At 64.3% G+C, this 513-nt stretch carries 1 protein-coding gene; it reads left to right on the forward strand.

The annotated features are described in order from the left end of the window. A partial coding sequence (gene ybgF / locus D1614_RS29005) for a tol-pal system protein YbgF (RefSeq protein ID WP_119440552.1) occupies positions 1-362 on the forward strand: 362 nt, incomplete at its 5' end. Positions 363-513: the final 151 nt, after the last annotated feature.

Here is a 513-nt window from a genome sequence, read left to right on the forward strand (position 1 = left end):
CGGAATACGACGCTGCGCTCAAGGCGTTCCAGGGGGGCGACTTCAAGGGCGCGGGCAACCAGTTCTCGGCGTTCGTCAAGAAGTATCCGCAAAGCCCGTATCTGCCGCTCGCGCAGTTCTGGCTCGGTAACGCGCTCTATGCACAGCGCGACTACAAGGGCTCCAGCTACGTGCTCGAAAACATGGCGCGCAGCAACCCGCAGCATCCGAAAGCGCCTGATGCGCTGCTGCAGGTGGCGACCAACCAGGGCGAGTCCGGCCAGAAGGCGGCCGCACGCAAGACGCTGGAATCGGTGGTCTCTCAGTATCCCGGCACCGAGCAGGCTAAGACCGCGCAAAGCCGTCTGAAGTCGATGCGCTGATCGGCAAGCCGCTCGGCATCTGAACGAACGCCCGCCCGTGGCTGCACCGGCGGGCGTTTTTTCATGGACCGCCGAATAGCGGGCATAAGCCGTGTTGGGCGCGGGTAGGGCGGCGGCACGCTAAAATGCGGGCCTTCCCGATTCGCTTTGC

It is taken from the genome of Maribellus luteus (assembly GCF_003576475.1).
Classification (GTDB): domain Bacteria; phylum Bacteroidota; class Bacteroidia; order Bacteroidales; family Prolixibacteraceae; genus Draconibacterium; species Draconibacterium luteum.